This window comes from Bradyrhizobium sp. USDA 327 (genome assembly GCF_041262065.1).
Taxonomy (GTDB): Bacteria; Pseudomonadota; Alphaproteobacteria; order Rhizobiales; family Xanthobacteraceae; genus Bradyrhizobium; species Bradyrhizobium liaoningense.
In genome coordinates, this window is record NZ_JBGCCW010000001.1 from 5004400 (window position 1) to 5021512 (window position 17113).

The window sequence follows — 17113 nt, forward strand, 5'->3', positions numbered from 1 at the left end:
CCAAATTTCCTAGCCGAGACCCATCTTCTTGAAGGTCCGGCTGATCCAGGACCCCTGATTCTCGCTCGGCTCGAGACCGCCGGATTTTACAAGATTATAGGCGTCCTTGTACCAGCGGCTGTCAGGAAAATTGTGCCCAAGCACGGCCGCCGCGGTCTGGGCCTCGCCGACGATGCCGATCGCCATATACGCCTCGGTGAGCCGGAACAGCGCCTCCTCGACATGGCGGGTGGTCTGGTACTGCGTGACGACGGTCTTGTAGCGGTTGATCGCGGCCGTGTAGTCGCGCTTCTGGGCGTAGTAGCGGCCGACGTTCATTTCCTTGCCGGCGAGCTGGTCGCGCGCACCCTCGATCTTGGCCTTGGCCGAAGTCGCATATTCGGAAGTCGGATATTTGCGCACCACCTCTTCCAGAGCGGCGATCGCCTTCTCGGTGCGGGCTTGGTCGCGGCTGATGTCCGGGATCTGGTCGTAATGGGAGGCGGCGATCAGATATTGCGCATAGGCCGCGTCCGGGCTGCCCGGGTGCAGCGTCACGTAGCGGGTGGCAGCGCCGATGCAGCCGTCATAGTCGCCGCCCTGATAGGACGCATAGGCCGACATCAGCAGCGATTTGCGGGCCCAGTCGGAATAAGGATGCTGGCGGTCGACCTCTTCGAACTTCTTGGTCGCCGCCTTCATGTCCTTCTTCTCGTTCATGAGGTACAGGCCCTCATTGTAGATCTTGTCGGCGGGCTCCTCGACGAAGGTGTCGTCCTTGGCAGTGAACTTGTCCCAGAGCGAGCCCGTGCCGCAGCCGGCGAGCGGCAGCGCGAGCATGATGAAGGTGACGGCCTGCAGCAGCCCACGGGCTCGCGACGAGACCGAGAGATATCCGCGCGTCATACGCTGTGCCGACATGAGTTTAAGCCCTGACGCCCTGTGATGCGGTGTCCGCCAGCCCACGAACCCCGTCCTGGGCGCGAAATGTAACCGTGGTGCCTGCCATGCGACCACGCCAATGTATCCGACAAACGATCGTTAACCCACCGGATAGGCAGGCATTTCGCCCGGATTAAGGCGAACGTGCCGCAATCCTAGCTGATCTTGGTTACCAGGAGTTTCCCGGGGGGAGCCGCCAACCAAACGCCGAGGCGACGGGTCTCTTTCAGGACACGTCCGGTCCGAAGGCCGCGGCAATCCGGCCACCGACGATGCCGCGACCGACTTCGCCCACGGGACGCGCGGTGCGGCGGGCAGCCTCGCCTTCGACCACGCGCCAGGCGGTACGGTCGGCGAGCAGCGCGGTCAGGACAGCGTGGTTGAGCTTGTGGCCGCCACGCACCGAGCGGTAGGCGCCAAGCAGCGGCAGGCCGGCCAGCGAGAGGTCGCCGATCACGTCGAGCACCTTGTGGCGGGCGCATTCATCGGCGTAGCGCAGGCCCTCGGGATTGAGCAGCCGCTCATCGTCGAACACGACGGTGTTGTCGAAGGAAGCGCCGAGGGCATAGCCCGCGCCCCAGAGCCGCGCGACATCGCACATCAGACCGAACGTCCGGGCCCGGCCGATTTCGCGGCGGAAACCTTCAGGGTTGAGATCGAAGACGTAGCTCTGCTGGCCGATGACGGGATTGGTGAAGTCGATCTCGACCTCGACGCGGAACCCGCTGGTGTGCGGCCTGATCTCGCCGAAGGAGTCGCCGACCTTGACCGAGATCGGCTTCAAAACCTGAATGAGGCGGCGCTGCGCCGGCTGGGTGACGATGCCGGCCTGTTCGATCGCCGCAATGAAGGCCGCGGCGCTGCCGTCCATGATCGGCACTTCGGGACCATCGATCTCGATGGTGGCGTTGTCGACGCCCATGCCCCGCAGTGCGGCAAGCACGTGCTCGGCGGTGGATACCAGCGGCCCGCTGCGGTCGCCGAGAACGGTAGCGAGGTCGGTCGCCACCACCTGCTCGGCGGTCGCCTGAACTTCACGGTCGCTTCCCTCGAGGCCCGTACGGACAAAAATAAAACCTGCGTCGACAGGCGCAGGCCCAAGGGTGAGAGTGACGGGAAGACCGGAATGAACGCCTACGCCTGCCACAGAGGCTTGCGCACGAAGCGTTGTTTGCCGGTTGAATTTCATCAGGAACCGCCCCACTACGACCATCGCGACTTATACAAACTCGCTTCGCCGGCCAGTGCCGACGCCCCGCGAATCCGTATCCCCAAGTCACGGCAAACCATAGTCACTGCCTCAAACAGCGCCAACTCACGCTTTTTTACCGATTGTTACCCCAAACCCGCCGTATTCGCGCCAAGGCTTAACCAAATTGAACCCAGGCTCGAGGCGGTTATCGGTAGTTTTACTGAACCACCGAATGTGTAATTAATGATTTAAAATCAGTTGCTTGGCAGAACAATCCGGATCTGAGCGGGATAAAGGGAAAGGTCCCGGCAAGCTTGCTGCCGGGACCTTTTTCCGTCTGCCTTATTGTAACAATCCTCAGGTCGCCTGCCGCCGCAGGAAGGCCGGGATATCAAGATGATCGTCGCCCTGTGGCGCCGGCGCAACAGGCGCGGGGCGGCCGTGCATATCCAGGCCCTGCGGCGCGGGACGACGGGCATACTCTGATACCGGCTCGCTTGATGCGATCTGCTGCGCCACGGTCTTCTGCGGGCGACGCTCGGGCAGCGGCGGCATGGCGGGGCCGGCGGTGCGGGCGGCGACCGGCGGCTCGCTCTCCTCGTCGCGACGGCCGAGGCCGACATTGGCGAGGCGCTGAAGCAGCGACAGGCGGGTCTTCTGCGGGGTCTCTTCCTCAACCTCGCCGCGGGCCTGACGAATCTCGGCCTGGGCCGGCATCGGCAGTTCCTCGATGCGCGGCATCCGCGGCGCGCGGACCGGCGGACGTTCCGCCTGCGGCGGGATGAAGTTTTCGGGCGTCATCGGCTCCTGCATCGCGATCGGGGCCATGTCGGGCTCCGGAAACAGGGTCGGTTTCTGTGCGATCGGCCGCACGGTGACGTCGCCATAGGTCTGTGTCGGCGCCGGCGCCTGCGGGGCTTCGGCAACGGCAGCGGCGATGGCGGCGAGCGCAGCGCGCTCGACGTTCTGACGGGGCGCGGCAGCAGCCGGAGCCGACGCGGCGGCCGGGCTCTGCGCTTCCAGCTTCTGGGCGCGCTCGGCCAGACGCTGGTTGTCGGCACGGAGCCGCGCGGTCAGGTCGGCGAGACGGCTCTCGGCGGCGGCGGCAGGCGCGGCGGCCTGCTGCGCCTGCGGTGCCGGGTTTGCGACTGGCGCGGAGGTCGCCTGGCTGTTGCGGGCGATCGCGGCCTGCTCGATGCCGGTGGCGACCACCGAGACGCGGATCAGGCCGTCGAGCGCTTCGTCGAAGGTCGCGCCGACGATGATGTTGGCGTCCTGGTCGACTTCCTCGCGGATGCGGGTCGCGGCCTCGTCGACCTCGAACAGGGTGAGATCCTTGCCGCCGGTGATGGAGATGAGGAGGCCCTTGGCGCCCTTCATCGAGCTGTCGTCGATCAGGGGGTTGGCGATCGCCGCTTCCGCGGCGGTCAGCGCGCGCTTGTCGCCGGAGGCTTCGCCGGTGCCCATCATCGCCTTGCCCATCTCGCGCATGACGGCGCGGACGTCGGCGAAGTCGAGGTTGATCAGGCCTTCCTTGACCATCAGGTCGGTGATGCAGGCGACGCCAGAATAGAGCACCTGGTCGGCCATCGCGAACGCGTCGGCGAAGGTGGTCTTCTCGTTGGCGACCCGGAACAGGTTCTGGTTCGGGATGATCAGGAGCGTATCGACGACCTTGTGCAGTTCGTTGATGCCGGCTTCCGCGGTGCGCATGCGGCGACCGCCCTCGAAGTGGAACGGCTTGGTCACGACGCCGACGGTGAGGATGCCCATGTCGCGCGCGGTCTTGGCGATCACGGGAGCGGCGCCGGTGCCGGTGCCGCCGCCCATGCCGGCGGTGACGAACACCATGTTGGCGCCCGAGAGATGGTCGCGCAGCTCGTCGATCACCTCTTCCGCCGCGGCGGCTCCGACGTTCGGCTGCGAGCCGGCGCCAAGCCCTTGCGTGACCGCCGTGCCCATCTGCACGATGCGCTGCGCCTTCGACATCGTCAGCGCCTGCGCGTCGGTGTTGGCGACCACGAAATCGACGCCCTGGAGGCCCGCCGTGATCATGTTGTTGACGGCGTTGCCACCGGCGCCGCCGACGCCGAACACGGTGATCCGGGGCTTCAGTTCGTGAATATCAGGAACATTGATGCTGATGGTCATGGTTGCCTCTCGATCACGCGCGCGTGGGTTCGCCCCGGCCGGCGGCCGCGGGAGTTGGTGAAAATCGAAGATTGCGGAAAGCAGTCATCAGAAGCCCTCGCGTAGCCATCGTCCGACCTTTCCGAAATATCCGCCGGTCCCTGTCCTGACCTGCTGCCGCGTATGCCGCGGTTCGACATGTTCGAGGTGAACATATTGCGGGTAGACGAGGAGTCCGGCCGGCACCGCGAACGCGGCGTTCTTCGCCTCGTTGGGCAGCCGGCCGAAACCGAGCGGACGGCCGACCCGCACGGGCCGGCCGAGAATCTGGGTGCCGAGCTCGACGAGACCGGTGAGCTGCGAGGCACCGCCCGACAGCACGACGCGGCCGTTGGGCTCTGAGGCGAAGGGCGAATCCTTCAGCTTGTCCCGAACCATTTCGAAGACTTCCTCGGCACGGTGCTTGACGATGTTGGCGATGGTGGCGCGGGAGACGATCTGCGGCAGATCCTGCTCGTCACCGGCTGTCGGCACAGACATCAGCTCACGCGAGTCCGATCCGCCGGTGATGACGGTCCCGTATAACGTCTTGATTCGCTCGGCATCGGCAATGGTCGCGGAGAGTCCGCGCGCAAGATCCATCGTGATGTGTTGCCCGCCGACCGCAAAACCGGCCGCATGCACGAAACGGCCGCCGGCATAGACCGCGATCGTGGTGGTGCCCGCGCCCATCTCGACGACGGCGGCGCCGAGATCGGCCTCGTCGTCGGTCAGCACCGACAGGCCGGCCACGTAGGCGCTCGCCGCCATGGCTTCGACATTGATGTGGCAGCGTTCCACCGCCAGCATCAGGTTCCGCGCCACGGTGGCGTCGCAGGTGACGACGTTCATGTCGACGCCGAACTGGTGTGCGACCATGCCGCGGGGATCGCGGATGCCCTTGACGCCGTCGAGCGTATAGCCGACCGGCAGCGCGTGCAGCACGGTGCGGCCCTCGCCGGTGGCGTGGCGCATGCCGGTGGAGGTGACGCGGCTGACATCGGCGGGCGTCACGGCGCCGCCACGGATGTCTGCGGCGGCTTCGACCAGTTGGCCGGAGAGCCGGCCGCCGGAGACCGAGAGCAGCACCGACTCGACCCGCACTTTGGCCATTTTCTCCGCGAGCCCGACGGCCTGGCGCACCGCCTGCTCGCATTCGCCGAGATCGATCACCGCGCCGGCCTTCATCCCGCGCGACTGGATCTGACTGTAGCCGATCAGTTCCACCGCATGGGTGCGGCCGCGCAGTGCATCGCTCGGGGGCGACGGCTTCAGCCGTGCGATCATGCAGGCGATCTTGCTGGTGCCGATGTCGAGGCAGGCGACGATGCCGCCGCGCTTGTGCGGCATCGGGCGCGTCTTCGGCGTCTGGGTGCGATCGAGACCGGTCATGCGGAATCCCCGGCCTTCTTTTTCTTCTTGTCCTTGAACTGATCTTCTCGCGCCTTGGCGGCGTCCTCGGACAGCTGCACCACCAGCCGATCGGGCAGGCGCAAGTCGACGGCGACGATATCGCGGGAGAACAGCCTGTCGTCCTTGTCGAGCTTCGACAGCATCGCCAGCGCGTTGCCGACGTCCTGCTCGGGCAGGCGGATGTCGAGGCCGTCCTTGAGCCTCAGGTTCCAGCGCCGCTCGCCAACGAAGATCGCGGCCTTCGTCACCGAATTGACCTGCGGATAGCGCGCCAGCAATGCCAGGAAATCGCGCGCCTGCGTGTCGGCTCCCTTGCCGACCACGAGCGGCAGCGACAGGAAGCGGCGCGAGACGTAGGGTTCGAGCACGGCGCCGTCATCGGCGATGACGGAGAGCCGGCCGGCCTCCTGCCACAGCGCGAACGCCTTGCGCTCGGTGAGCTCGATCATGAGCTGGCCCGGATAGAGCTTCAGCACGGTCGCATCCGCGATCCAGGGATTGGCCTTGAGCTTGTCGCGCACCGCCTCGGCGTCGAGGAACAGCAGCGAGGAGCGGCCGCTGACGCCGCCGATTGCGAGGATCTCGTCCTGGGTGAGCTGCTTGCGGCCGTTGATCACGACCGAGGTGATGCGGAAGCCGGCGGAATTGGCCAGCGCGTTGCGGGCGTCGCTGACTGCGGTGATGAAGTCCTGGAGATGGCCGCCCTTGACGATGCCGAAGCCGCAGCTCCCGATCAGCAGCAGCACGGTCATGCTGAGTCCGACCCGGCGCGGCAGATAGCGCTCGACCAGCGCAACGACGCGCGGTGGCGGCTCACGCTCGACGACGGCCTTGGCCCTGCTCTTGATCTTGTCCTTGGCTGCGGCGCGCGCCGCCTGGAGTCTTTCCTGGCGCTTGTCCTGCACCCACTCGCGCAAAAGCACGACCGCTCCGATCGCGGCCGCCTTCAGGTCAGCTTGGGGCCTCAGCGATCTGAAAAGCGATCGGGTGAGGCTTCCTGCTCCATCCATTGCACGAGCTCGTCAACAGTTTCCCCGCGACATCGCGCGGATCCTGGCGAACATGACGTCTCGGACCTGCCGGGCCGGGTGCTGGTCTTCAGCAGAAGAAAACCTCTCCCCTTCAAAGCGTTCGCTGGAGGTGACATCACCCGCGACAGCTCACGCGCCGGCAGCCAAAGCGCCATATGCGCCGCCAGCGTTAACCTTCGGACGTCCTGGTAAACAAAAGGTAAAATTCGTTAACGACATGCGCATTTTGCCCGGCGATATCCGGCATTTGTGGCGCGATGTCCGGCATTTTACCGGTTTTGGTCGCCAAACCGGGCGATTTCGCCCATCTGGCCGTTAACCAGTCCCGACTATTTCCGCACGCGCTGCCCGGCGAGCTCGACCAAGCCGCGCAGGAAGTCGACGAACTCGATCCCTGCGGCTTTCAGCGCCTTGGGGTAGAGCGAGGACTTGGTCAGCCCGGGGAGCGTGTTGGTTTCGAGATAGACGAGGCCCTTGTCCGAGACGATGAAGTCCGAGCGGGAATAGCCGGTGCAGGACATCGCGCGATGCGCCAGCATCGCCTGCTCCTGGAGCGCTGCGGTGATCTCGGGAGCGAAGCGGCCGGGGCAGATTTCCTGGGTCGACTTCAGGAGATATTTCGCCGCGTAGTCGAAATTGCCCTCGCCCGGAATGATCTCGATCGGCGGCAGCGAGATGATCGAGCCATCGGTGCGCTCCAGCACGCCGCAGGTCGCCTCGACGCCGGCGATGTAGGGCTCGATCACATACTCTTCGTGCTTGGCCGCATTGCGGACGGCGACGAGGTCCTGCTTGGCGTTGACGAAGATCAGCCCGTAGCTCGAGCCGTCGCGCGCCGGCTTCGCGATCAGTCGTCCGTATTCGGCGAAGGCCTCGTCGATATTATCAAGCGCAACGCTCGCTGGCGGCGTCACGCCGCCGAGGGCGGCGAACCGCTTGGCCGCGATCTTGTCGAAGGCAAGATGCGAGGAGGCCGAACCCGAGCCGGTGAAGGGCACGCCGCGCGCCTCGCACATCACCTGCAATTCGCCGTTCTCGGCCCGTCCGCCATGCAGGCCGAGCACCAGCACCCGTCCTTCGGCCTTGGCCCGGTCGAGCGCCTGCTCCAGCGGAATGCCTGATGTCCCCGGCTTGAACTCGTCCTCGAATGGGCGGGCATGTTCGAGCAACTGCCGCGACTGGACGACATGCACCTTGTCCTCGACGTCCCACCACCAGAGATCGGCCTCGGGCAGTGCCTGATGCAGGGCCTGGGCTGAGGCGACCGAAACCAGACGCTCCCGGTTGGAGCCGCCGAAGAGGATGGTGATGCGCATGTTCATAGTCCGTAATCTCTCAGTTCGTCATTCCGGGGCTCGCGCAGCGAGAACCCGGAATCCATCTAGCCGCAGAGACGGTGGGGAAATGGATTCCGGGTTCGCGACTTCGTCGCGCCCCGGAATGACGGCCATCATGATATCCCGATCCGCTTGATTTCCCAGTGTAGCTCGATTCCGGAATTTGCCTTCACCCGTTCGCGCACGGTCTCGCCCAGCGTCTCGATATCGTGCGCGGTGGCATCGCCCGTGTTGATCAGGAAATTGCAGTGCATCTCGGAGACCTGCGCGCCGCCAACGCGCAAGCCGCGGCACCCGGCGGCGTCGATCAGCCTCCAGGCGGAGTGTCCCGGCGGGTTCTTGAAGGTCGAGCCGCCGGTCTTTTCCCGGATCGGCTGCGCAGTCTCGCGATGGCTTTGCACCTCCGCCATGAGCGCGCGGATTGCCTCCGCATCCCTGATCTCGCCGCGAAAGCGGGCGGTGGTGAAGATGATGGAGGGATCGACGCCGCTGTTGCGGTAGACGAACTTCATGTCGGCGTTGGAGAAGACATGCTTCGTGCCGTCGCGCCCCACACCCCTCGCCTCGATCAGCACATCCTTGGTCTCACCGCCATTGGCGCCCGCATTCATGCGCAGCGCGCCGCCGATCGTGCCGGGAATGCCGAAGTAGAATTCGAGCCCGCCGATATTCGCGGACGCCGCCACCTCGGCCACGCGCCTATCGAGCGCGGCAGCGCCGGCGGTGACGACATCGCCGCTCGCGCTGGCCTCGCCGAAGGCGCGCGGCGAAAGGCGGATCACGACGCCCGCAATGCCACCATCGCGCACGATCAGGTTGGAGCCGACGCCGACGACATGGACTGGAATGTCGGAAGCGAGATGCGCGAGGAAATAGGCGAGATCGTCCTCGTCCGCCGGCGTGAACAGCACCTGCGCCGGGCCCCCGACACGAAACCAGGTGAGCTCGGCCAGCGACTGGTTCGCCAGCAGCCGGCCCCGCAGATCAGGCATCGCGGCCTTGAGGTCGGGCGTGATGTCCGGAAAGCTCATGCCGCCTCCGAGAGTGAGGTAGGCAAGCTGCTTCTCTTCCCTCCCCCCTTGTGGGGGAGGGTCAGGGAGGGGGGTAGCCCCAAGCGAGGTCGGAGTTCGTGGCTACCCCTCTCCCCCACCCTCCCCCACAAGGGGGGAGGGAGCGCAATGTGCCGCGTGGCGACATAGGAGCTGCACAAGCGCATGTTCACCCCAGCGCCTTCAATTCGCCGGGCAGCGCATACGCCCATTGCGTGATGTTGCCGGCCCCGAGGCACACCACGAGATCGCCGGGCTTCGCGAGCCCCTTGACGATGCCCGCGAGCTCCGATGCCGCCGGCAGCGGGATCACCTCGCGATGGCCGTGCGCGCGCAGGCCGGCGACGAAGTGATCGCGGTCGACGCCCTCGATCGGCGTCTCGCCGGCGGCGTAGACGTCAGCGACAACAACCGCATCGGCGTCGTTGAAGCAGGTGCAGAATTCCTCGAACAAGGATTGCAGCCGGGTGTAGCGGTGCGGCTGCACCACGGCGATGACCTTGCCGGTGTAGGAATCACGCGCCGCTTTCAGCACGGCAGCGATCTCCACGGGGTGATGGCCGTAATCGTCGATGATAGTGACGCCGTTCCATTCGCCGGTCTTGGTGAAGCGGCGCTTGACGCCGCCGAAACCTGCGATGGCACTGCGGATCTGGTCGTCGGACACACCGAGCGCGTGAGCGACCGCAATCGCCGCCGTCGCATTGGAGGCGTTGTGCCGGCCCGGCATCGGTAGCGCGAGGTCGGCGATCTCGTGCGTGGTGCCTGCCTTGCGGTTGCGGATCACGACCTTGAACTTCGAGCCGCCGCCGCCCGCGGTGAGGTCGACCAGTCGCGCATCGGCCTGCGGATTCTCGCCATAGGTAATGATACGGCGGTCCTCGATCTTGCCGACGAGGCTCTGCACGACCGGATGATCGATGCACATCACTGCAAAGCCGTAGAACGGCAAATTCTCGACGAAGTGACGGAAGGCGTCCTGCACGGCGTCGAAGGTCTTGAAGTGGTCGAGATGCTCGGGGTCGACGTTGGTGACGATCGCGACATCGGTCGGCAGCTTCAGGAAGGTGCCGTCGCTCTCGTCGGCCTCCACCACCATCCAGTCGCCAGCCCCCAGCCGCGCGTTGGAGCCGTAGGCATTGATGATGCCGCCGTTGATCACGGTGGGATCGAGCCCGCCGGCGTCGAGCAGCGTTGCGACCATCGTGGTCGTCGTGGTCTTGCCGTGGGTGCCGGCGATGGCGACGCAGCTCTTCAGCCGCATCAGCTCGGCCAACATCTCGGCGCGGCGCACCACGGGAATGCGCCTCTCGCGCGCCGCCATCAATTCCGGATTGTCGCGCTTGATCGCGGAGGACACGACCACGACCTCGGCCCCATCGACATTCTCGGCCTTGTGGCCGACCGAAACCTTCGCGCCCTTCTTGCGCAGACGGTCGAGATTGTAATTGTCGGAGGCGTCCGAGCCCTGCACCGCATAGCCGAGATTGACCAGCACCTCGGCGATGCCGCTCATGCCGATCCCGCCGATCCCGACGAAGTGGATGGGTCCGATCTCGCGCGGCAGTCTCATGGCTGTGTCTCTGTCTATTCCGGCTGCGGCCGCGGGATTACACCTGTCGTGGCCGGCCAGCGGCGAATCTCCTCCACTTCATGCAAGACCGGACGGATCGGGACAAGCCCGGTACGGCCTCCAAACGAGGTAATTTCCCGCTTGGATGCCCAATTTTGGCCCGTTTCGCGGACCGCGCCCCCGCGCTCGGGGACCATGTCGTCGCTGAGGTCAGACGGAGCCGGTTCGCGCGGCCGCCTCATCCTGGAGATCGAGCACGCGAAGATAGTTGCGCAGGCGATTGGCCTCGAGCGCGCCAATGAGCTTGTTCTGATGATACGGCAACAGGAGATCGGCGAGCGGCGCGCTCCAGGGAGCGTCCAGATCGAAGATCACGCCGAGCCCGAATACGGCCGGGATCTCGGCAAAGCCGAGCTCGCGGCCGCCCCTGAGCGCGTCGGCCAGAAAGTCGTCGATCGCCGTCATCACGCCATTGCGCGCGCCGCCGGAGATCTCGGCAAACGCGAACTGGCCCATGCCGCGAAAGCCGCGCCCATCGACAAGGGCTGCCTGACCGGGAATCGCACCGGCGTCAAAGCTGTAGGCGTGGCGATACTCGGGTGGAATTCGCTCGGGCGCATAGTAGAAATCGCGCCGACCACACGGCCAGCCGATATCGTGCACAAAGACCAGAAGCGGCTTGCCGGCGCGACGGCTGATCGCATCGATGTGGCCGAGCTCGTTGTAGACCGTGTACCAGTTGTGATCGCCATCGACGACCCAGGCATCGGCCTCGTCAATGTCGGCGAACGCCTCCAGGCTCGTCTTGGCGAGATGGCGAATGTCCGGGCCGAGCTTGAGCCACGCCATGAACTCGCGCTTCGGCGACGGATCGATGGTGGTGAGCCGTCCACCGCGCGCGCGGCAATGCTCGGCAAGGAAGGACGACATCCCACCGTATTCCGAACCGATCTCGACGATCTCTCGTGCATCCGCCAGCGCGAGCGCCTCGAGGATAAGGTCGGAGAACTCCGAGAGGGAATGAATCAGCAGGCCTGTCACGGGCAAATCCTCCGCCTTGTTAAGGGAGTAAACAGGCGCGATCGGCCCGGCCGCGCGCGACCATCGAGCCGAAAGAGCTGTCCGTGATCTTGTACGGCGCGCGGGCTAAATCCCGGCGGTTTTCACCACGAGGTCCGCGAGTCTTTCGGCCGCATCGAGCCGCCCTGCCCCCTTCGCGGCCGCGGCCATGGCGGCGAGGCGCGCGGGCTCGGCGGCCAGGCCGGAGATTTCGGCGGCGAGACGATCGGAGGTGAACTCGGTCTGCGGGATCCGGATCGCGCCGTCGACCTTGGCCAGCACGCCGGCATTGGCGAACTGGTCCTGGTCGATCGAGCCGGGCAGCGGCACCAGGATGGAGGGCCGGCCGATCGCCGCGAGCTCGGCGACGGTGCCGGCGCCGGAGCGCGACACGATCAGGTGGTTGGAGGCGAGCCGCGCCGGAAGGTCAGTGAAGAACGGCGCGAGCTCCACCTTGATCTTGAGCTTGTCGTAGACCGCGCGCACGCGGCTCATGTCCTCGTCGCGCACCTGCTGGGTGAGAACGAGCCGGCTCCACAGCGCAGGTTCGAGGCGCTCGATCGCGCCCGGCACGATATCGGCCATGATGCGCGCGCCCTGGCTGCCGCCGACGACGAGCAGGCGCAGCGGGCCATTCACCTCGGGGGGGCTATACTTTACCGCAGCGGCGGCGAGAACCGCCGGCCGCATCGGCGTGCCGACGGTCGTGGTCTTGGCCGACAGCGCCGGATCGCGATCGAGCACGCCGGGCAAGGACGTTGCGATGGCGCGGACGCGGCTCGACAGGAACCGGTTGGCGCGGCCGAGCACGGCGTTGGCGTCGTGGATGATGCTCGGCACGCCGGCGAATTTCGCAGCGACCAGCGGCGGCAGCGTCGGGTAGCCGCCGAAGCCGACGACGGCGACCGGCTTGAGCCGGTTGATCAGGCGGCAGGCAGAGAGCGTGCCCGCAGCGAGCGTGAGGCCGGCATAAGCGAGTTGCAACGGATTGCGTCCGCGCGCGGTCTCGCTTCTGACGACGTCGATCATGTCCTTGCTGAACAGCCCGCTATAGCGCAGCGCGCGCTCGTCGGTGACGAGGCGAACGCGATAGCCGCGCCGGATCAATTCGACGCCGAGTGCCTCGGCCGGAAACAGATGGCCGCCGGTGCCGCCCGCGGCGAGAAGAATCAGGGGGGACTTGTCCATAATGAGGGAGTTTTACAGGGAGTTTTCGGTCATTGCGAGCGCGGCCACAAAGGTGTTCGTGCCCCGGGCGCAGCGCAGCGCGTCGCTCTGGCGACGTGGTGCGCTGCTGAACCGGGGCCCATGGCTGCGGCATTCTGGGTCCCGGATCTGCGCTTCGCTTGTCCGGGACACGAAACCTGCATCACGCGTAGCTGCGCATCGCCTCGGCGTGGCCGCTCGCCTCGACCTCGGTGCGCGGGCGCAGCCGCGTCAGAGCCAGCATCATGCCGACACCATAAGCCAGCGACACGATCGAGGAGCCGCCATAGGAGATGAACGGTAGCGTCATGCCCTTGGCTGGAATGAGCTGCAGGTTCACCGACATGTTGATCGCGGCCTGCACGCCGAACAGGATCGCAAGCCCCGACGCCGCGAAGCGCGAGAACATATCCTCGTTGGCGTAGGCCCGCGACAGCGTGCGGATGACGACGAAGGCGAACAGCGCCAGCATGGCGAGGCACAGGATGATGCCGAACTCTTCGGCCGCGACCGCGAACACGAAATCGGTGTGGCTGTCCGGCAGGCTGCGCTTGGCGATGCCCTCGCCCGGTCCGAGGCCGAACCAGCCGCCGTTGTAGAAGGCTTCCATGGCGGTATCGACCTGGAAGGTGTCGCCGGAGGCCGGATTCATGAAGCGCCTGATGCGGCCGGCAACGTGCGGGACGAACAAGTAAGCGCTGAACAGGCCGGCGGCGCCGAGACCTGCGAGGCCGAACACCCAGATCATGCGCATGCCTGCGATGAAGAACAGCGAGCCCCACACCATCAGAACCAGCATGGTCTGGCCGAAATCGGGCTCCATCACCAGCAGCGCGACCAGCATCAGGAGCAGCACCACCGCCATCGAGGTCGCGGGCATCTCCGGCCGCCTGGTCGATTCCGCAAATAGCCAGGCCGCGATCACGACGAACGACGGTTTTGCGATTTCGGAAGCCTGGATGTTGACGCCGAGCAGCGTGATCCAGCGCCGCGAGCCCTTCACCTCAGGGCCGATCGCGAGCGTGAGCACGATCAGGATGATGCTGATCGCGAAGATGACGAGCGCGCTGCGGCGGATGGCGCGCGGCGACAGGAAGGAGACGCCGACGAGCACAATGCAAGACGGCAACAGGAACAGCACGTGGCGGCTGAAGAAGTGGAATGGGTCGAGCCCGATGCGGGTCGCCACCGGCGGGCTCGCCGCCAGCGACAGGATCACGCCGGTCAGCATCAGCGCCAGGATGGCGCCCATCAGCGGCTTGTCGACGGTCCACCACCACTCGGAAAAGGGGGTGCGTTCTTCACGGGAGAGCATGGGCGGCCGCTTTCGGACAGAGGTCGGTCCATTGGTCGCCGAGGTTGGTTACCGGGGGGTTAATGAAGTGGATGAAGTTGTGAACAGTCTCGTGCCCCGGACGCAGCGCAGCGCTCTTGCGGTGCGCTGCAGAGCCGGGGCCCATTGCGGCTTCTGGGTTCCGGCTCGCGCTACGCGCGTCCGGGACACGAGCGCTCACACCACCGGCTTCACGCCCGGCAGCGCCTGCACCAGTTCGCGGAACTTGGTGCCGCGGATCTCGAAGTTGCGGTACTGGTCGAAGGAGGCGCAGGCCGGCGACAGCAGCACGACGGCGTCGGTGAGGCCGGAGGCTTCCGCATCGCGCGCGGCGTGCTCGACCGCGACATCGAGGGTCTGGCTTATCTCGTGCGCAACCTGCGAGCCCAGCGTGCCCGAAAACTCCTGGGCGGCCTCGCCGATCAAATAGGCTTTGCGAATGCGCGGGAAGAAGCCCGTCAGGCTCGTGATGCCACCTGCCTTCGGCTTGCCGCCGGCGATCCAGAAGATGTCGGCGAAGGACGACAGCGCGTGCGCGGTGGCGTCCGCGTTGGTGCCCTTGGAATCGTTAACGAACAGCACGTTGCCGCGGCGGCCAACCTGCTCCATGCGATGTGCCAGGCCCGGAAAGCTGCGCAGACCGTTCTGCAGCACGTCCTGGCTGATGCCCATGGCGAGCGCGGCGGCCGCCGCACAGGCCGCGTTCTGCGCATTGTGCTGGCCGCGCAGCGAGCCGATGCCGCCGAGCGCGGCGACCTCGCTGCGGGCCCCGCCCGAGGCGCGCACGATATTGCCGTGCTCGACATAAATGCCGCTTGCCAGCGGGTTCTTGACGGAGATGCGCACCACATTCTTGCCGGCGCGGTCGAGCCGGTCGGCGATGTCGCGGCAATAGCCGTCATCGACACCGACGATCGAAGTGCCGCCGCCTTGCACGCCGGCAACGAGGCGCTCCTTCACGGCAGCGTAGTGCTCGATCGTGCCGTGCCGGTCGATGTGGTCCTCGCTGACATTGAGCAGGATGCCGACGGAGGGATCGAGCGAGGGCGTGAGGTCGATCTGGTAGGACGACATCTCGATGACGTGGACGCGCCCCATGCGCGGCGGCTCCAGCGACAGGATCGCGGTGCCGATATTACCGCCCATCTGGGTGTCATAGCCGGCGACTTTCGTCAGGTGCGCGATCAGTGCCGTCGTGGTCGACTTGCCGTTGGTGCCGGTGATGGCGACGAACGGTGCGTCCGGCGCGTGGCGCCGCCGCTCACGGCAGAACAGCTCGATGTCGCCGATCACCTCACAGCCGGCCTCGCGCGCCTTCAGCACGCTCCAGTGCGGCACCGGATGGGTGAGCGGGACGCCGGGCGCGAGCACGAGGGCGGCGAAATTGGTCCAGGAGACGTTGCGCAGATCCGCGGTGATGAAGCCGGCCTGCGCGGCCTTGGCGACATTCTCGGCATTGTCGTCGGCGGCGATCACCTCGGCGCCCCCGGCCTTCAGCGCGTGGCAGGAGGCGAGCCCGGAGCCGCCGAGGCCGAACACCGCGACCGTCTTGCCGGCGAAGGATGTAATCGGGATCATCGCGTGACCATCACCGCAGCTTCAGCGTGGACAGCCCGGCGAGCGCCAGCATCACCGAGATGATCCAGAACCGGATCACGATCTGCGGCTCGGTCCAGCCGAGCTGCTCGAAATGATGGTGGATCGGCGCCATCCGGAAGATGCGTTTTCCGGTGAGCTTGAACGACACCACCTGCACGATGACCGAGACCGCCTCCAGCACGAACAGGCCGCCGATGACCGCGAGCACGATCTCGTGCTTCACCGCGACCGCGATGGCGCCGAGCATGCCGCCGAGCGCGAGCGAGCCGGTGTCGCCCATGAAGATCGAGGCCGGCGGCGCATTGAACCAGAGGAAGCCGAGGCCGGCACCCAGCAATGCACCGCAGAGCACCGCGAGCTCGCCGGTGCCGGCGACGTATTTGATCTGGAGATATTCGGCGAACACGGCGTTGCCGGCGAGATAGGCGATCATCGCAAAGCTCGCGGTCGCGATCATCACCGGCACGATGGCGAGGCCGTCGAGGCCGTCGGTGAGATTCACCGCATTGCCGGAGCCGACGATGACGAAGGCGCCGAACACCACAAAGAACCAGCCGAAATGCAGCACGGTGTCCTTGAGGAACGGGATCGTCAGCGCGGTCGAGGCGGGATCGCGGTTCAGCCGCACCAGCGCGTAGCAGGCCACCAGCGCGATCACCGCCTCGATCAGCAGGCGAAGCTTGCTGCCGAATCCGGTCGTGGTCTGCTTGGTCACCTTGAGGTAATCATCATAGAAGCCGACGAAGCCGAAGCCGAGCGTCACCGCCAGCACGATCCAGACATAGGGGTTGAGCGGATTGGCCCACAGCACCGTGCCGACGGTGAGGCCGGACAGGATCATCAGCCCGCCCATGGTGGGCGTGCCCTTCTTGGCGAGATGCGATTGCGGGCCGTCGGAGCGGATCGGCTGGCCCTTGCCCTGGCGGATGCGCAGATGATCGATGATCCAGGGCCCGAACAGGAACACGAACAGCGCGCCGGTCACCACCGCGCCACCGGTGCGGAAGGTGATGTAGCGGAAGACGTTCAGGAAGGTGCGAACGGCACCGAAGCCCGGAAATGTGTTGGAGAGCTCGATCAGCCAGTAAAACATTCAGACGGTCCTATGGCGCCCTTGCACACGCAGCCTTGGCCTTGTTCCTGGCCATTGTCTTGGCCTCAACGTGCCTCACGGGCATTCGCTGGTCTTCGTCATGGGTCGCGCGACCTCTGGGAAAACGGACGGCTTCGC

13 protein-coding genes are annotated in these 17113 nt (G+C 66.0%); all 13 read right to left on the reverse strand.

Going from position 1 to position 17113, the window contains the following annotated elements:
* Positions 1-9: 9 nt before the first annotated feature.
* The 13 genes from ABIA42_RS23535 to mraY all read right to left on the reverse strand — a co-directional run bounded on the left by ABIA42_RS23535 (position 10) and on the right by mraY (position 16975).
* Positions 10-900: an outer membrane protein assembly factor BamD gene (locus ABIA42_RS23535; protein ID WP_370120719.1), complete on the reverse strand. Its 891-nt coding sequence runs from the start codon at positions 898-900 to the stop codon at positions 10-12.
* Positions 901-1147: 247 nt separating this feature from the next.
* Entirely contained in the window at positions 1148-2110 is a 963-nt protein-coding gene (lpxC, locus tag ABIA42_RS23540; protein ID WP_271530886.1) for a UDP-3-O-acyl-N-acetylglucosamine deacetylase, read from the reverse strand.
* Between the two features lie 360 nt (positions 2111-2470).
* The gene (ftsZ, locus tag ABIA42_RS23545; RefSeq protein ID WP_271530887.1) at positions 2471-4264 is read right to left on the reverse strand and encodes a cell division protein FtsZ; all 1794 of its coding nucleotides are present in this window, start codon (positions 4262-4264) and stop codon (positions 2471-2473) included.
* Positions 4265-4351: 87 nt separating this feature from the next.
* Complete coding sequence (gene ftsA / locus ABIA42_RS23550) at positions 4352-5674, reverse strand: cell division protein FtsA (RefSeq protein WP_028177058.1); 1323 nt, start codon at positions 5672-5674, stop codon at positions 4352-4354.
* A complete protein-coding gene (locus ABIA42_RS23555; protein WP_370120714.1) occupies positions 5671-6705 on the reverse strand; it encodes a cell division protein FtsQ/DivIB in 1035 nt (344 codons plus the stop codon). The genes ftsA and ABIA42_RS23555 overlap by 4 nt, the downstream gene beginning before the upstream one ends.
* Before the next feature lie 350 nt (positions 6706-7055).
* The gene (locus ABIA42_RS23560) at positions 7056-8042 is read right to left on the reverse strand and encodes a D-alanine--D-alanine ligase (RefSeq protein WP_370120711.1); all 987 of its coding nucleotides are present in this window, start codon (positions 8040-8042) and stop codon (positions 7056-7058) included.
* Positions 8043-8176: 134 nt separating this feature from the next.
* A complete protein-coding gene (gene murB / locus ABIA42_RS23565; RefSeq protein WP_370120708.1) occupies positions 8177-9094 on the reverse strand; it encodes a UDP-N-acetylmuramate dehydrogenase in 918 nt (305 codons plus the stop codon).
* Positions 9095-9281: 187 nt separating this feature from the next.
* Positions 9282-10685 carry a UDP-N-acetylmuramate--L-alanine ligase gene (gene murC, locus ABIA42_RS23570; RefSeq protein WP_370120705.1) on the reverse strand — a complete coding sequence of 468 codons (1404 nt, stop codon included), beginning with the start codon at positions 10683-10685 and terminating at the stop codon, positions 9282-9284.
* Between the two features lie 210 nt (positions 10686-10895).
* On the reverse strand, positions 10896-11726 hold the full coding sequence (locus tag ABIA42_RS23575) for a class I SAM-dependent methyltransferase (RefSeq protein WP_370120702.1): 831 nt from the start codon (positions 11724-11726) through the stop codon (positions 10896-10898).
* A gap of 105 nt (positions 11727-11831) precedes the next feature.
* Positions 11832-12932, reverse strand: a complete 1101-nt coding sequence (gene murG / locus ABIA42_RS23580; protein WP_370120699.1) for an undecaprenyldiphospho-muramoylpentapeptide beta-N-acetylglucosaminyltransferase — start codon at positions 12930-12932, stop codon at positions 11832-11834.
* A 181-nt stretch (positions 12933-13113) separates the two neighbouring features.
* Complete coding sequence (gene ftsW, locus ABIA42_RS23585) at positions 13114-14265, reverse strand: putative lipid II flippase FtsW (protein WP_271530893.1); 1152 nt, start codon at positions 14263-14265, stop codon at positions 13114-13116.
* Positions 14266-14460: 195 nt separating this feature from the next.
* Entirely contained in the window at positions 14461-15861 is a 1401-nt protein-coding gene (murD, locus tag ABIA42_RS23590) for a UDP-N-acetylmuramoyl-L-alanine--D-glutamate ligase (protein WP_370120695.1), read from the reverse strand.
* Between the two features lie 10 nt (positions 15862-15871).
* Positions 15872-16975, reverse strand: a complete 1104-nt coding sequence (gene mraY, locus ABIA42_RS23595) for a phospho-N-acetylmuramoyl-pentapeptide-transferase (protein ID WP_271530895.1) — start codon at positions 16973-16975, stop codon at positions 15872-15874.
* Between the last annotated feature and the right edge of the window lie 138 nt (positions 16976-17113).

Bases quoted from the DNA above. Each gene is read 5' to 3' on its own strand.
- murC (WP_370120705.1), bottom strand. From the start codon at position 10,685: ATGAGACTGCCGCGCGAGATCGGACCCATCCACTTCGTCGGGATCGGC.
- mraY (WP_271530895.1), bottom strand. From the start codon at position 16,975: ATGTTTTACTGGCTGATCGAGCTCTCCAACACATTTCCGGGCTTCGGT.
- ABIA42_RS23535 (WP_370120719.1), bottom strand. From the start codon at position 900: ATGTCGGCACAGCGTATGACGCGCGGATATCTCTCGGTCTCGTCGCGA.
- ftsZ (WP_271530887.1), bottom strand. From the start codon at position 4,264: ATGACCATCAGCATCAATGTTCCTGATATTCACGAACTGAAGCCCCGG.
- lpxC (WP_271530886.1), bottom strand. From the start codon at position 2,110: ATGAAATTCAACCGGCAAACAACGCTTCGTGCGCAAGCCTCTGTGGCA.
- murG (WP_370120699.1), bottom strand. From the start codon at position 12,932: ATGGACAAGTCCCCCCTGATTCTTCTCGCCGCGGGCGGCACCGGCGGC.
- ABIA42_RS23560 (WP_370120711.1), bottom strand. From the start codon at position 8,042: ATGCGCATCACCATCCTCTTCGGCGGCTCCAACCGGGAGCGTCTGGTT.
- murB (WP_370120708.1), bottom strand. From the start codon at position 9,094: ATGAGCTTTCCGGACATCACGCCCGACCTCAAGGCCGCGATGCCTGAT.
- ftsA (WP_028177058.1), bottom strand. From the start codon at position 5,674: ATGACCGGTCTCGATCGCACCCAGACGCCGAAGACGCGCCCGATGCCG.
- ABIA42_RS23555 (WP_370120714.1), bottom strand. From the start codon at position 6,705: ATGGATGGAGCAGGAAGCCTCACCCGATCGCTTTTCAGATCGCTGAGG.
- murD (WP_370120695.1), bottom strand. From the start codon at position 15,861: ATGATCCCGATTACATCCTTCGCCGGCAAGACGGTCGCGGTGTTCGGC.
- ftsW (WP_271530893.1), bottom strand. From the start codon at position 14,265: ATGCTCTCCCGTGAAGAACGCACCCCCTTTTCCGAGTGGTGGTGGACC.